We start from the raw sequence: 14,159 nt of genomic DNA on the forward strand, positions 1-14,159 counted from the left end.
CGGCGCCAGGCCGCGCGTTAGAGTGTGCGTCCCCCTTTGCAAGATGCGCGCATGAGCCAACCGTCCCGTCCGCACGCCCGCCGATCGCGGCCCGTGCTGTTCCGCGTCGTCGCCGGTATCGCCGTCCTGGTGCTGCTGGGCGTGGGGATAGGATTCTGGAGGCAGCAGCGGAGCGCCGGCGACGAAGGTGCGTTCCGCACCGCGGTGGTGGAGCGCGGCAACATCCGGGTGGCGATTTCCTCGACCGGCACCCTCAGCGCAACCTCCACGGTCACCGTCGGCAGCCAGATCTCCGGCCAGGTGACCGAGATCCTGGTCGACTTCAACGACCGGGTGACCCAGGGCCAGGTGCTGGCGCGGATCGACCCGAAGACCTACGAGGCCCAGATCGCGCAGGGCAATGCGCAGATCGCCAGCGCACGGGCCACGCTGGAGCAGGCCCTGGCCACCCAGCGAAATGCCGCGCTCGACTACCAGCGCAAGGCCGAGCTGGTGCAGCGGCAGCTGGTCGCGCGCAGCGACGTCGACCTCGCCCGCACCGCGCTCGACCAGGCCAATGCCCAGGTCGCCGCCGCCCGCGCGCAGATCCAGCAACAGACCGCCTCGACCCAGACCACCCGGGTCAACCTCGATCGCACCGTGATCCGTTCGCCGGTCGACGGCGTGGTCCTGACCCGCAGCATCGAGCCGGGCCAGACCGTGGCCGCCAGCCTGCAGGCGCCGGAGCTGTTCACCATCGCCGAAGACCTGGCGCAGATGAAGATCGAACTGGCCGTGGACGAGGCCGACATCGGCCAGGTCAAGCCGGGGCAGGGCGTGTCCTTCACGGTCGACGCCTTCCCGGACCGCCAGTTCCGCGGCCAGGTGCAGCAGGTGCGCCTGGCCGCGACCACCACCAACAACGTGGTCACCTACCCGGTCGTCGTCGCCGTGGACAACAGCGACGGCACCCTGCTGCCGGGGCTGACGGTCAACGCCGAGATCGAGGTCAGCCGCCGCGACGACGTGCTCAAGGTCGCCAACGCCGCGCTGCGCTTCAAGCCGGCCAGCCAGCCGGCTGGCGCCGCGCCCGCCGGGCCGCGCGGCGGCACGGGGATGATCGACGACCTGGCGACGTTCGTGGCGACGCTGGAACTCACGCCGGCGCAGCAGGCCGCGTTCGATGCCGATGCCGCCGCCGCGCGTGCGCGCCAGGAAGAAATGCGCAAGGCGATGGAAACGGCGGCGCAGAACGCACAGCGTGCCGGTGGCAGTGCCGGCGGGATGCCGCCGGGCATGGTCATGCAGCGCGCAGGCCAGGGCGGCGGCGCCAGCGGGCAGATGCGCCAGCGCATGCTCGAACGCTTCCAGCAGAACTTCGCCGGCTTCCTCGCCAGCCTGGACGACGCGCAACGCCAGGCCGTGCAGCGCCAGCTGGCGGGCCTGGCCGGCGCACGCCGGGTGACGGTCTACCGCCTGGAGAACGGCCAGCCCGTCCCGGTGCAGGTGCGGGTCGGCGCCAGCGACGGGACCAGCACCGAAATCGCCGGCGCGGTGAAGGCCGGCGACCTGCTGGTCACCGGCGAGCGGGCGAACGTGCAATGACCATGGCCTCGGTGTCGGACGGGAGTGCGGTCCCGGTGATCCGCACCCGCGGGTTGGGCAAGGTCTATTCCCCCGGGAGCGAGGCCGAGGTGGTCGCGCTGCGCGACGTGGACCTCACGGTGATGCCCGGGGAGTTCATCGCGATCATGGGTCCGTCGGGATCGGGCAAGTCGACCCTGATGAACCTGATCGGTTGCCTGGACACTCCCAGCGCCGGCCAGTACCTGTGCAATGGCGTGGACGTGGCCACGCTCGACGCCGAGGCGCTGGCGGCGCTGCGGCGGGAGACCATCGGCTTCGTGTTCCAGGGCTTCCACCTGCTGCCACGGATGAGCGCGTTGGACAACGTGGCCATGCCGCTGGGCTATGCGCGGGTGCCGCCGCACGAGCGCCGCGACCGGGCACGCGCCGCGCTGGAAGCGGTGGGCCTAGGCGCGCGCGTGGACCACCGCCCCAACGAACTGTCGGGCGGCCAGCAACAGCGCGTGGCCATTGCCCGGGCGCTGATCAACCACCCGCCGGTGCTGCTGGCCGACGAGCCCACCGGCGCGCTCGACAGCCGCACGGGCGAGGAGATCCTGGCGCTGTTCAAGCGCCTGCGCGACGAGGGCCATACCGTGGTCCTGATCACCCACGACGCGCACGTGGCCGCGCACGCCGACCGCATCTGCGTGATGCGCGACGGCGAACTGCACGAAGCCTCGCATGCGGAGTTGCTGGCATGAGTTTCCTCGACATCCTGCGCACGGCGGTGTTCGCGTTGCGCGGCAACTGGATGCGCAGCGCGCTGACCTCGCTGGGCGTGATCATCGGGATCGCGGCGGTGATCGTCATGGTCTCGGTCGGGCAGGGCACCCAGGCGGAGATCGACCGGCAGCTGGCCGGCCTGGGCGCGCAGAAGCTGGACATCGGACCGCAAGGACAGCGCAGCATGGGCGGCGTGCGGATGAGCGCCAGCAGCTTCTTCACCCTCACCGAGGGCGACGTCGAGGCCATCCGCGAAGAGATCCCCGAAGTGCAGTACGTGTCCGGCTCCCTGCGCGGCAGCAGCCAGGTGGTGTACGCCGAGACCAACTGGTCCACCAGCTGGCAGGGCATCCAGCCCGACTTCCTGCAGATCAACGGCTGGCAGGTCGCGAACGGCGCCGCGTTCGAGCCGCAGCAGTACGCCGGCGACAAGGTGGTGATCCTGGGCGAGACCGTGCGCCGGGAGCTGTTCGGCAGCGGCACCGGCGTGGGCGAAACGGTGCGCATCGGCCGCACCAACTTCACCGTGGCCGGCACGCTGGCGCCCAAGGGCATGAGCGGCTTCGGCCGCGACCAGGACGACGTGGTGATGGTGCCGCTGGATACCGCGCGGCGGCGCCTGCTCGGCGCGATGGGGCTGCCGCCCGGGGCGGTGATGGACATCTCGCTGGCGGTGGCCGAAGCCGGCGACCTGGCCTACGTGCAGGGCGAGGTGGAGTCGCTGCTGCGCCAGCGGCACCGGATCGAGCCCGGCGACCCCGACGACTTCCAGGTGCGCAACGTGTCCCAGCTGGTGGCCACCCGCACCCAGACCACCCGGCAGATGTCCTGGCTGCTCGGCGCGGTGGCGACGATCTCGCTGATCGTCGGCGGCATCGGCATCATGAACATCATGCTGGTCTCGGTCACGGAGCGGATCCGCGAGATCGGCCTGCGCCTGGCGGTCGGTGCCGGCCCGTCGGACGTGCGACGGCAGTTCCTGGCCGAGGCGATGCTGCTGTCGCTGGGCGGCGGCGTGCTGGGCATCGCCTTCGGCGTGGCCGGCGCCTTGCTGGTCGGCCAGTACAACAGCGAGCTGCCGATCGAACTCAACAGCAAGGTCATCACCCTGGCGGCCGCGTTCTCGGTGGCCACCGGCCTGTTCTTCGGCTACTACCCGGCGCGAAAAGCGTCGCAGCTCGATCCCATCGAGGCGCTGCGGCAGTAGCGGATGGGCTGACATAATGCCCCGGGATCTGGGCGGGGCATGCATGCAAGCGCAATCGATCGAGGCCTGGCGCAGGGCGGAAGCGGCCGCACGCAGCGGCGCGCAGGCGGCCCGGGCCGCGTTCGGCGGTTTGCTCGGGGTTCGGGAACTGGAGTTTCCCGCGCGCCTGCGGCTGCTGGCGCTGGACCTGGAACAAGGCCATCTGCGCGCGGCGACGGCGCAGGCGCTGGCTGCCGCCGGCGTACCCGAATCCGAGCCGGCACTCGTGCTGGAACTGGCTCGCCGCCTGTTCGACCTGGGCGAGGTGGAAGCGGGGCTGCGCTGCCTGCAGTCCCCGGCCATCCTCGATTCGAACGATCCGTCGACCCACGCCGACGCGGGCAGGATGCTGTGCGACCTGTCGTTCTACGACCTCGCGCGGGTCCACCTGGAGCGCGCGCACGCGCATGGCATGGACGCGCCCAGGCTCCACTACCTGATCGGCCTGGCGCGCATGTACTGCGGCGAGGTCGACCAGGCCGAGGAGGCGCTCGAGGACTGCCTGCGCGGGGCGCCCGACTTCATGCCCGCGCTGCGCCTGCTGTCCACGCTGCGCAGGCAGACGCCCGAGCGCAACCATCTCGATCGCCTGCGCGCTGCCCGTTCCCGCCTGGGTGACGCACATGCGTTCGCCCCGTTGGTGCACTACGCATTGTTCAAGGAGCTCGACGACCTGGGGCAGCACGAAGCGGCATGGATGCACCTCGAAAGCGGCATGGCGGCCAGGCGCGCGCAGGTCGCCTATTCCGAGGAGTCCGAGGAAGCGCTCTTCGAGGCACTGCTGCGATGGTCGCCCGCGGCCGGCACGGGCGCCGATACCGACGATGGCCCGGTACCGCTGTTCATCGTCGGTATGCCGCGTTCGGGCACGACCCTGCTCGAACGCACGCTGGCCGCCCATCCCGACGTGGCCGACGCCGGCGAGCTGCGCGATTTCGCCTGCCAGTTGCGCTGGTGCTGCGACCGCATGGGAGGCCCTCATCCGGATGCGGCGCTGATCGACGCCGCCACGCAGGTGGACCCGGCATTGCTGGGGCGTCGATACATGGAGCACGCCGCGTGGCGCGCGGACGGGCGCGGGTACTTCATCGACAAGCTGCCGGCGAACTTCCTGCTTGCGGGCCTGATCGCGGCGGCCCTGCCGAATGCGCGGATCGTGCACATGAAGCGCGACCCGATGGACAGCTGCTTCTCCAACCTGAAGGCGCTGTTCGGCGATGCCTACCCGCACACCTATTCGCAGCCCGACATGGCGCGCCACTACCTGCGCTACCGCCGGCTGATGTCGCACTGGGTGCGCATGTTCCCCGGCCGGATCCTCGAAGTGGGCTACGAGTCGCTGGTCACCGACCCCGAGGCGCAGGCGCGTCGCGTAATTGCTTTCTGCGGCCTGCCCTGGAGCGGGGACGTACTGGGCGAAAAGGCGCGGGGCGGGATGGTCGGCACGGCGAGCACGGTGCAGGTGCGCGAGCCGATCCACACCCGCTACCTGGGGCAGTGGCGCACCTACGCGCAGCATTTGGTACCACTGCAAACCATGCTGGGCTGCAGCACAAACTGAATAGGCACTTGTCGAATGCGGCTAGCTTTTTGAATTGGAAAGAAAAACCGGCAAGTACCGAATAGTTTCAAGCGGGCCTATAACACGCGCTTGCGACAAAATTAAGGAATTGATAACGTCCGGAACAGCTGGACCGGGCTCCCTCCCCATCCGGCAACCCACTCCTTGGTACCGGCACAGGTACCGAGACCCTCTTTAAAGCTGGAGAGAGAATGATGAAGTTGAACCGAAATCTGCTGAGCGACGCGGTGCGCTTCGGCCTGGTGGCCGGTCTTGCCACCGCCGTCGTTGCCCCGGCCGCTTTCGCCCAGGAAGCCGAGGAAGGCGAAGAAGCGACCACCCTCGATCGCATCGAAGTTACCGGTTCGCGCCTGAAGCGCGCCGACATCGAAGGCGCCGTGCCGGTCATCGTGATCGACCGCGCCTCGATCGACGCCACCGGCGACGTCTCGGTCGCCGACGTGCTGCGCGACAGCACCTTCGCCTCCTTCGGCAACTTCCGTCCGCAGTCCGGCAGCTCGGCCCAGTCGCTGGCCACCGTCGACCTGCGCGGCCTGGGTTCGGGTCGTACGCTGGTGCTGATCGACGGCCGCCGCGCCCCGACCAACCCGATGTCGGCCTCGTCCGGCTCGGACCTCAACGCCATCCCGCTGGCCGCTGTCGAGCGCATTGAAATCCTGTCCGACGGCGCTTCGGCCGTGTACGGCTCCGACGCGATCGGCGGCGTGGTCAACGTCATCCTGCGCAAGGACTTCAACGGCGCCGAGCTGCGTTACGGCTACGGCTCGCCCGCGATCAAGGGCGGCGACCTGGAAGACGTCTCCGCCGTCTTCGGTACCTCCAGCGACCGTGGCCGCCTGATCGGTGGCGCGTCGTACTCCAGCCGCGGCATGGTCTTCACCCGCGACCAGATCGGCGGCCAGACCCGCGGCGTGTCGACCTACGGCAACAACTACTACGACTGGGATGCGGAAGGCCCGCGTCCGGTCCCGGGCTTCGACTGCAACTCGAACGGCTTCTGGAGCCTGCCGCCGAACTCGGACGGCGTCTCGCTGTGTTCGTTCGACTTCAACTCGGTCGCCGCCAACGAAGCCGCCGTCGACAACACCTCGGTGTTCGTGCGTGGCGACTACCAGATCAACGACGACTGGACGGTCTACATGACCGCCACCACCAGCAAGGTCGAGACCTTCGGCCGCTACGCGCCGGTGCCGGGCATCTTCCAGGTCTCCGACGGCACGGTGAACGACGTCGTCAAGGGCGATGGCCTGCCGACGTACTTCTACCACCGCTTCGCCGCGGCCGGTAACCGCGACAACACCACCGACACCACCAACAACGACTTCCTGCTGGGCTTCACCGGCCAGCTGACCGACACCATCTCGGTGGACTTCGGCGCCCGTCGCACCTCGTACAAGTACATCGAAGTCGGCAACGGCTACGTGATCTCGAGCCTCGCCCAGCAGGCCGCCGACCGTGGCGACTACCTGGTCACCGATCCGTTCGGTGCCAGCGAGGAGACCGTGAAGGGCTTCACCGCCACCATCGGCCGCAACTCGTTCTACAAGAGCGCCGAGTACTTCGGCAGCGTCAACTTCGACCTGTTCGAAATGGGCGGCGGCATCTCCAACGCCGTGGTCGGCGCCGAGTACCGCGAAGACCGCTTCCAGGACGTCTACGACTCGCTGTCGCAGGCGGGCGTGGTGCTGGGTTCGTCGGGTGGTTCCTCGGGCGGTGGCCGCGACGTGACCTCGGCCTACTTCGAGTGGCTGCTGCCGTTCACCAGCGCGTTCGACATCACCGTCGCCGGCCGTTACGACAAGTACAGCGACTACGGCAACGACTTCTCGCCGAAGATCGCCGGCCGCTGGCAGCCGCTGGACAACCTGACCTTCCGCGCTTCGTGGGGCCAGGGCTTCCGCGCCCCGGGCCTGGACATCCTGACCCAGGCGCCGACCTTCTCGGCCGAGCCGGTCAACGATCCGCGTTCCTGCGCCGCGCTGGCCCAGCCGGCGACCTGCCAGCTGCAGGTCGACACCTTCTTCATCGCCAACCCGTCGCTGGCTTCGGAGCAGTCCGACCAGTTCAGCGTCGGCGTGGTGTATGACCCGGTCGACTGGCTGGACCTGAGCCTGGACTACTACAACATCACGGTCGAGGACACGATCTCGCAGATCGGCGCCCAGGACATCATCAACTCCGACAACGATCCGGGCACCTACGGTCCGATCCCGGCCGGCATGGAGATCGTCCGCCTGCCGAACGGCCGCATCACCGAGATCACCGCCGGTTACGCCAACGCGGGTGACCTGGAGACCGACGGCATCGATTTCCGTGCCAACACGGACTTCGACTTCGGCGGCGCCGGCCGCCTGCAGAACCGCCTGACCGTTTCCTGGGTCAACAAGTACGACGTGACCACGCCGCAGGGCGTGCTGATCGAGTACTCCGGCCTGCTGGGCTACCCGGACCTGCGCGCCAACCTGGCCAACGACTGGGCCTTCGGCGACTGGAACTTCACCTGGAACATCAACTACATCGCTGGCCAGGAAAGCTCGGCGACCAGCCAGGTCGGCGGCTACGCCACCAACGACGTCCAGGTGGCCTGGTCGGCTCCGTGGAACGGCAAGATCGCGATCGGCGCCACCAACGTGGGTGATCGTTATCCGGAGCTGGTGCCGTTCGACGGCCGTCCGTGGAACTTCTACCTGTACGACGCCTACGGCCGCACCGTGTACCTGCGTTACACCCAGACGTTCTGATCCAAGCTTGACGTAGTACCTGGAAGGCCCCGGAAACGGGGCCTTCTTTTTTTTCCGGGCTGGCTGGCGGTGGGCGCGACTTGGCAGCGCCGCCCCCGGTTGCCATGCTGTCCGGCGGATTTCCTGGAGACGGTGATGGGCCCGGGCGAAGACAACGAACGGCGCGAGGCGTGGTCCTCCTACTGGTCCAGCGGACGGCTGCATTCGTGCGCCTCCGGCGACCAGGACAACTACGGGGGAGCGATCGCGCAGTTCTGGCGCACGTTCCTCGAACGGCTTCCGCCGCCGGCCAGGCTGCTGGACCTGGCCACCGGCAATGGGCCGCTGCCGCGGCTGGTGTGGGAGTTGCACAAGGACGCCGCCGATATCGATGCGGTGGACCTGGCCGATGTCGCGCCGGCGTGGCATTCGCCTTCGCTGCACCGGGGCGTGCGCTTCCACCGGTCGGTGCGCCTGGAAGCCCTGCCGTTCGCCGATGCTTCCTTCGATGGTGCGATGAGCCAGTTCGGCTTCGAATATGCCCGGCGCGCGCCCGCGCTGGCCGAGTGCCTGCGGGTGCTGCGCCCGCGCGCCCCGATCGCCCTGGTCATGCACCATGCCGGTTCGGTGCTGGTGGCCGTGGGCCGCGAGGAGCTAGGCCACCATGGATGGCTGGCGGGCGACGACGGCCTTGTCGAGGCGGCACGCGGGGTGATCCCCTGGCTGGCGCAGGCAAGCGCCGGCATTCCCGCCGGCGAGGCCGAGCGCGCCGCGCGCGCGCGCGCGCGTTACAACGCGGCCATGCAGGCCCTCGCCGAGCGGGCGCGGCAGTCGACTGCGCCGGATCTCCTCCTGGAGGCGCGCCAGGCGGTGCACGGGCTGGTCGCCCGCGTGCCCGCCGGCGGCGCCGACGCGACGTTGCAGTCGATGGATGCCTATGCGGGCGAGCTCGCGCGTGCGCGCCTGCGCACCGCCGAGATGGTGTCCCACGCGCTGGATGCAGCGCAGCTGGAAGACCTGCGGGAACGCCTTCGTTCCGCCCGGCCCGGCCAGGCGGTGGACTGCAGTGAGCTGCGTCAGGCCGAGGGCGTGGTGGCCTGGTCGCTGGTTTGCGCTCCCCCGGGTGGCGGTGAGGCCAGCGTCGGGTAGGCGTCGTCCTCGAGCACCTCGAGCAGTGGGCCGAGGTCGGCTTCGTAGTTGCGCCAGCGCCCGATCGAGCGTGTGTATACCGGCTGCTTGACCTGCCACCGGCTCGGCGTCTGTACGCCACGGTCGCTGCGGTGGAACTCCAGGCACGCCGGATCCCATGGCAGGCCGGCGAACGCGATCAGCCGGCGCGCCTGCTCCTCGGGCGCCGTGGCCAGCTGTTCGTAGGCGAGCTCCAGGATCGGCAGCGAGAGCGATGTCTGCCAGTGCCGCATCAGGCGCGTCTGCAGGTTGATGTAGTGGCCGATGCCTTCCAGGCTGGTCGCCAGCCGTTCTTCCAGCGAGAAATTCTCGCCATAGACCGAAACCGCGATGTCGCGCGGATCACGCCGGCACCAGACCACGCGCGCCCGGGGGAAGAGCAGCGCGATCAGCCCGAGGTGGAAGAAGTTCAGCGGCGCCTTGTCGACCAGGCGCTGCGCCTGCTGAGGGGCGTCGCGGGCCGCGGCCGCCAGGTAGCGCCGCGCGGCCGCGTCCAGCGCGGCATCGGGGAGGAGGTCGATGGAGGCCGGCCACGCATCGGCGGGTGCGTCGCCCGCGCGCAGGTTGCGCGCGATCAGCGCGATGTCGGGCAATTCGCCGCATCCGTGGCCGGCGGGGTGCGCGGCAAGGATCTGCTCGGTCAGCGTCGTGCCGCTGCGCGGCATGCCGACGATGAACAAGGGCCGGCTGTCGGGGCTGCCGGGCCAGCGCGCGTGCCGCGCCCGGAGCCGTGCACCGGTGAGCACCGCCATGGTGCGCGCCGCATGGCGCTCGAGCTGCGCCGCGTCGGCGGCTCCGGTCATGCGTCGGCGCGCGGCGTTGGCCTGGTGCCAGCAATCCATGGCCTCGGCATATGCCCCGCGGCCATCCAGTACCTTGCCGAGTTCGTATCCGATCAGCGCGCGGTCGGCGTCCGGCAGCGCCGGCCGTGCAAGCAGGCGTTGCGCCTGCGCGACCAGCGCGTCGTCCGCCTTGCCACGGTCCAGGCCGAGCAATCCGCTCACGGGAAAGGCCCAGTCCGGATGGTCGGCCAGCGCGGCGCGATAGGCCGCGCGCGCGGCCTCGCGATCGCCCACGTCCTCCTCGGTCTGGGCCAGCGCCATCCAGATGTCGCCGGTAGCCGGCTGCCGCCTGGTCGCCTCGCGCAGCATCGCCAGCGCTTCCCCATGCCGGCCGAGCCGGTTCAGCGTCTCCGACGTCCGCAGTATCACCGTGGCATCGTCCGGCCGGTTCGCGAACAGCTCCCGCCACAGCGGCAGGGCATCCTCCGGGTAGCCGGCATGGAACTCCGACTCGGCCAAGGCCTCGAGGACGCGCGGGTTGCCGGGCGCCAGGGCCGAGGCCTGCCGCAAGGCCCGCAGCGCGTCGCCGTGGAGCCCCTGGCGTTGCAGGGCCAGACCCATGAGGTGCCAGGCCTGGAAGTTGCGCGGCGCGCGCTCGACGCACTGGCGGAAGTGGTTCGTCGCTTCGGCGTTCCGCCCCTCGTGGGCCAGCAGGCACGCGAACTGGAAGCGCAGTTCCGGATCGTCCGGCTCGAGTCCGAGTGCGGACTGCATCTGGTCGATCGCCATTGCCGGATCGCCCAGGCGCATGGCGGCCTGGGCCAGGCTGCGGTGCGCGCCGGCGTCGGCATGGCTGCCGGCGGCGGTTCGCAGAAGTTGCAGGGCGACGTCGCGCCGCCCTTCCCGCTCGAGCACGGCGGCGCGTTGCAGGGCGACGGAAACCGGGCCGGGAGCGGTCATGGTGCAGGATGGAGCCGCAGCGTGGGGCGGGCATTATCGCCGCAATGCCGCCCAAGCTCATACGCCTGCGGGCGCGCCACGGTCGCTGGCGCCTGCGGCGAAGGCTGGATCAGAGGCCCTGTTCGTAGCGGACGTAGGGCACGGTGCCCTCGTCCGAGTCGCCATTGGTCGGCGAGAAGGGGTTCTTGCCGCGGGTGACGACATTTTCCGCACCGACCGTGAGCTGGCCGCTCCACGGCGTGCGCCAGGTCAGGCCCAGGCCAAGGCCTTCCCACTTGCCGGGCTGGCCCGGCACATCCACCACGCGGCCGATGACGCTGGCGCCGAAGGCGCCGTAGCCGCCGCCGACACTCAGGCTCTTGCTGTTCCACTGGTCGACCAGGCCCGGGCCGGCGTCGGCCAGGGGGACCAGCCTGGCACGGGCATAGGTGCCGGCGATGGAGACATACGCCTCGGCGCCGATGCTCTTCTGGCCGAACACCTGCAGGTCGTTCTGTTCGACGCTGCCGGCGTGGGCCAGCGATGCGGCTCCGCCTTCGGTATTGAGCCACGCAGGCAGCGTGGCGCCCTGGGTGTTGCCGGCGGTCAGGCCGAAACGGTTGCCCTGGCGGCTGATCGCCGTGGTCGCCGTCAGGCGGCGAGCGGGGCTGCTGGCCGGATTGTCCGCCCCGAGGCTGGCGAGCAGGCAGTGGCTGGCCAGGCTGTTGATGTCAGCGCCGCCGGAGCCGCTGCACAGCAGCCCCAGCGAGTCGCCTGCGCCCAGGCCGAATGCCGCATCCAGCGAGTTGTTGCCGAAGCGCCAGCGGGCTCCCGGGCCGGCCTGGCCGGTGGGCTCCAGCAACAGGACGGCCTCGACCTTGCCGCTGCCCTTGTTCCAGACGGGGAGGACGGTCTGCCGGTCGCTACCCGGTGCCGGCTTGCTCTGCGCGTAGGCTCCCGGCGCCGCGCAGAGCGCGGTCAGCAGGACAGCCAGCAGGGGCAGGCGGCGCAGTTTCATGGTCTGCTCTCAGACACCTCGACGGCACGGCAGTTCCCGTGCGGCAGGGAATCGCATCGTATGGGATTTACGATTGGTTAACAAGTCGTGGCCCTCCCCGGGAACGCCTGACCCGTTGCCTGCGTAACCGATTACTGCAACCGGTCCGGCGCCGGCACATTGGCCGGCGGCAGCCCGAACAATACGCCGATTTCCGCCAAAGGGAAGTGATAGAAACGGCCGCAAAACCCGCACTGGATCTCAACTTCGCCATCTCGTGCCGCGGCGAGGGCCTCCTCCTCGCCCAGCGACTGGAGCATGGCCGCGACCCGCTCGCGCGAGCAGGAGCACTGGAACGCCAGCCCCTTCTGCAACATCACTTCCGGCGCCTCCTCGTGGAACAGCCGGTGCAGCAGCGCCGGGCCCGGGGTGGCGGCCAGCTCCTCCGCCGACAGGGTGTCGAATAGTGCCCCCGCCCGGGCCCAGCCGTCGTCGTCACCCTCGTCGCCGGGCAGCTTCTGCAGCATCAGCCCGCAGGCGTGAGCGCCGTCGGCGACCAGCAGCAGGCGGCTGGGCAGCTGTTCGGACTGGCGGAAGTAGTCTTCCAGGACTTCGTCCAGCGCCCCCGACGCCAGCTCGACCAGGCTCTGGTAGCGCAGCGGCTCGCGCGGATCCAGGCCGGGATTCTCGATGGTGATCGCCAGCACCGGGTTCGCCAGCCGCTGCAGGTCCGCCGGGGCGTCCGAGCCGTCCTCGAGCTGGGCGATGCCGCGCACGGTGCCCGCCGCCGTGCACTCGGCGAACAGCAGCTTGAGCTGCGCATCGGCGCGCAGCTGCAGCGACAGGCGGCCTTCCACCTTGACGTGCGCGGTCAGCATGGCCGCCGCCGCGCAGGCTTCGCCGAGCAGGCGCGTGGCGGCCGGCGGATAGCTGGCGTGCGAGAGCAGCTCCTGCCAGCTGCCATGCAGGCGCACATGGACTCCGCGGACGCCGGCATGCGGCAGCAGGAAGCGGGTCAGCAGGTCGTGGTCGGAATCAGGCAGGTTCACAGTTCACCCAGGTCGGCATTGGCGCCATAGAACGACATCAGGCTTCCGGTCATCGCGACCACCAGTTCGCGTTCGAGCGCGGTCAGCATGGGGTGCCAGACGTCGAAGATCAGGACCACGCGCAGCCTGTCGCTGGAGTTCCAGGCTTCGTGGCGGATGGTGTCGTCGAACAGGACCAGCCGGCCCGGCTCCCAGACATGGGTTTCCTCGCCCACCCGCAGGGCGCAGTCGGGCGGGATGATCAGCGGCAGGTGGACGGTCAGCCGGGCGTTGGTGGCGCCATTGTGCGGCGGGATGTGTACGCCCGGCTTGAGCGCCGAGAAGAAGATCACCGGGGCGCGGCCGGGCACCTTCATCTGCGGGGCGCGGCCGATGGCAGCCTCGGTCAGCGGGCAGAGGTCGGCCTGCGCGTCGATGCGCCGGCCGTGCTTCCAGAGGAAGTAGGCGCCCCAGTCTACGTTGCGGTCCAGGGGGGCGAACTGGCCCTTGGGCTGGCCCTCGGGTGTCTGCACGTAGGGCTCGAAGCCGGCATCCTGGTCGAGCAGCGCATGCAGTTCGCCGAGAATGTCGGGGAAGGCAGCCTCCACCTCGGGCACCCAGTCGAAGTCCTCGCGATGGAAAAAGGGGATGGCCGGCAGGCGCGGAATCGGCAGGGTCAACGGCTTGGCGGTAACGAAGCTGCGCCGACCGGCGAGGATGTCCAGGCTGTGGCGCATGCGCTCCACCTCGCGGCGGTCGTGCCCCTGCAGCAGCGGGCCGATGCCGTCCTCCAGGTGGCTGGCCAGTTCCTCCTGGTTGCGGCGTACCGCGGCCTGGGCATGCAGCACCGTCTGTTCCATGTGCTGCTGCCGCCTGACCGCTTCGGGCATGTAGTTGAGCGCGCTTCCCCAGTGCAGTCCCGCCGAGCGCAGCTGGCCCGTTTCCTCGAGCAGCCGCGCCTTCTGCAGGTGCGGCACCCAGGCGGTCGGGTCGATCTGGATCGCGACGTCGATCGAAGCCAGCGCCCGCTCCCGGTCGCCGCGGATCGCGTGCAGGCGCGACAGGCTGGCGTGGGTGGTGGCGGTACGGGGAGAAACCGCCACGGCCCGCTCCAGGTAGGACTCGGCCAGGTCGAGGTCGCCGTGCGCCAGGGTCAGGGCCCCCAGCTGGTTGAGCGCGGTGGCATGCGCCGGGTCGATGGCCAGGATCCGCTCCCACAGGCCATGGGCTTCCTGTGGCCGGCCCGCGCGGGTCAGCGATTCTGCCTCGGCGACGAGGTTGGCCAGCGGTAAGGGCGGACGACTGTTCATGGCATGTGCCGGGCGGGTGGGCTGGCGCATTATCAT

10 protein-coding genes are annotated in these 14,159 nt (G+C 69.9%); 6 read left to right on the forward strand and 4 right to left on the reverse strand.

The genetic code is table 11. From position 1 onward, the window contains the following. The first annotated feature begins 93 nt into the window (after window positions 1-93). From ABKA19_RS11845 to ABKA19_RS11870, 6 genes are all read left to right on the forward strand, one after another. Window positions 94-1,584 (forward strand): efflux RND transporter periplasmic adaptor subunit, encoded by a 1,491-nt coding sequence (locus ABKA19_RS11845; RefSeq protein WP_353689074.1) that lies wholly within the window; start codon window positions 94-96, stop codon window positions 1,582-1,584. Then, window positions 1,581-2,309: an ABC transporter ATP-binding protein gene (locus ABKA19_RS11850; RefSeq protein ID WP_353689075.1), complete on the forward strand. Its 729-nt coding sequence runs from the start codon at window positions 1,581-1,583 to the stop codon at window positions 2,307-2,309. The genes ABKA19_RS11845 and ABKA19_RS11850 overlap by 4 nt, the downstream gene beginning before the upstream one ends. Next, window positions 2,306-3,538, forward strand: a complete 1,233-nt coding sequence (locus tag ABKA19_RS11855; protein ID WP_353689076.1) for an ABC transporter permease — start codon at window positions 2,306-2,308, stop codon at window positions 3,536-3,538. Before ABKA19_RS11850 ends, ABKA19_RS11855 begins: the two co-directional genes overlap by 4 nt. A 43-nt stretch (window positions 3,539-3,581) precedes the next feature. Continuing rightward, on the forward strand, window positions 3,582-5,138 hold the full coding sequence (locus ABKA19_RS11860) for a tetratricopeptide repeat-containing sulfotransferase family protein (protein WP_353689077.1): 1,557 nt from the start codon (window positions 3,582-3,584) through the stop codon (window positions 5,136-5,138). Between the two features lie 215 nt (window positions 5,139-5,353). Then, window positions 5,354-7,900, forward strand: a complete 2,547-nt coding sequence (locus ABKA19_RS11865) for a TonB-dependent receptor plug domain-containing protein (RefSeq protein WP_353689078.1) — start codon at window positions 5,354-5,356, stop codon at window positions 7,898-7,900. Between the two features lie 135 nt (window positions 7,901-8,035). Beyond that, on the forward strand, window positions 8,036-9,028 hold the full coding sequence (locus ABKA19_RS11870; protein WP_353689079.1) for a class I SAM-dependent methyltransferase: 993 nt from the start codon (window positions 8,036-8,038) through the stop codon (window positions 9,026-9,028). On the opposite strand, the gene ABKA19_RS11875 is transcribed toward ABKA19_RS11870, so the two are convergent. The 4 genes from ABKA19_RS11875 to ABKA19_RS11890 form a co-directional block, all read right to left on the reverse strand. Beyond that, window positions 8,956-10,809: a tetratricopeptide repeat-containing sulfotransferase family protein gene (locus ABKA19_RS11875; protein ID WP_353689080.1), complete on the reverse strand. Its 1,854-nt coding sequence runs from the start codon at window positions 10,807-10,809 to the stop codon at window positions 8,956-8,958. The genes ABKA19_RS11870 and ABKA19_RS11875 overlap by 73 nt on opposite strands. A gap of 109 nt (window positions 10,810-10,918) precedes the next feature. Continuing rightward, on the reverse strand, window positions 10,919-11,806 hold the full coding sequence (locus ABKA19_RS11880; protein WP_162376700.1) for an XOO1806 family protein: 888 nt from the start codon (window positions 11,804-11,806) through the stop codon (window positions 10,919-10,921). Window positions 11,807-11,937: 131 nt separating this feature from the next. Continuing rightward, window positions 11,938-12,828, reverse strand: coding sequence for an Hsp33 family molecular chaperone HslO (hslO, locus tag ABKA19_RS11885; protein WP_353689377.1), 891 nt, complete (start codon window positions 12,826-12,828; stop codon window positions 11,938-11,940). A gap of 2 nt (window positions 12,829-12,830) precedes the next feature. Beyond that, window positions 12,831-14,123, reverse strand: a complete 1,293-nt coding sequence (locus tag ABKA19_RS11890) for an aspartyl/asparaginyl beta-hydroxylase domain-containing protein (RefSeq protein ID WP_353689081.1) — start codon at window positions 14,121-14,123, stop codon at window positions 12,831-12,833. Between the last annotated feature and the right edge of the window lie 36 nt (window positions 14,124-14,159).

Source organism: Pseudoxanthomonas sp. Soil82, from assembly GCF_040446535.1.
Taxonomy (GTDB): domain Bacteria; phylum Pseudomonadota; class Gammaproteobacteria; order Xanthomonadales; family Xanthomonadaceae; genus Pseudoxanthomonas; species Pseudoxanthomonas kaohsiungensis.

Excerpts from the sequence above, each read along its gene's own strand:
- ABKA19_RS11850 (WP_353689075.1), top strand. The coding sequence starts at position 1,581 with ATGACCATGGCCTCGGTGTCGGACGGGAGTGCGGTCCCGGTGATCCGC.
- ABKA19_RS11860 (WP_353689077.1), top strand. The coding sequence starts at position 3,582 with ATGCAAGCGCAATCGATCGAGGCCTGGCGCAGGGCGGAAGCGGCCGCA.
- ABKA19_RS11890 (WP_353689081.1), bottom strand. The coding sequence starts at position 14,123 with ATGAACAGTCGTCCGCCCTTACCGCTGGCCAACCTCGTCGCCGAGGCA.
- ABKA19_RS11880 (WP_162376700.1), bottom strand. The coding sequence starts at position 11,806 with ATGAAACTGCGCCGCCTGCCCCTGCTGGCTGTCCTGCTGACCGCGCTC.
- ABKA19_RS11870 (WP_353689079.1), top strand. The coding sequence starts at position 8,036 with ATGGGCCCGGGCGAAGACAACGAACGGCGCGAGGCGTGGTCCTCCTAC.
- ABKA19_RS11865 (WP_353689078.1), top strand. The coding sequence starts at position 5,354 with ATGAAGTTGAACCGAAATCTGCTGAGCGACGCGGTGCGCTTCGGCCTG.
- ABKA19_RS11875 (WP_353689080.1), bottom strand. The coding sequence starts at position 10,809 with ATGACCGCTCCCGGCCCGGTTTCCGTCGCCCTGCAACGCGCCGCCGTG.
- ABKA19_RS11855 (WP_353689076.1), top strand. The coding sequence starts at position 2,306 with ATGAGTTTCCTCGACATCCTGCGCACGGCGGTGTTCGCGTTGCGCGGC.